This is a genomic window from Pseudomonas sp. 2822-15, from assembly GCF_002742515.1.
Lineage (GTDB): Bacteria > Pseudomonadota > Gammaproteobacteria > Pseudomonadales > Pseudomonadaceae > Aquipseudomonas > Aquipseudomonas salomonii.
Map to the genome: position 1 here is coordinate 1 of NZ_LJRY01000027.1, position 230 is coordinate 230.

At 35.2% G+C, this 230-nt stretch carries 1 protein-coding gene; it reads right to left on the reverse strand.

Annotated elements, in window-relative coordinates:
* Window positions 1-230, reverse strand: a 230-nt coding sequence (locus AOA59_RS32265; RefSeq protein ID WP_158235197.1) for a hypothetical protein, incomplete at both ends; no start/stop codon positions are given.

Sequence of the window (230 nt, forward strand, 5' to 3'; positions counted from 1 at the left end):
ACTTTTTCTCTGGTTTTGAATCAAAGCAATAAGTGTCTAAATGAAAGGATTTGTCCACCAAACCACTAAAGAGATTATCTCCTCTTTCAACAACTAGATTAGGGTTGGCAGACATTTCGTAAAATCCCTGTTCAGGTTCCTTTACTAGGTCAATCTCTTCTTCCTCAACTTTATCAAAGCTCTCTATTTCGTAGAGCTCGTTAAATAATTTTGGAATAACCCAATCATAT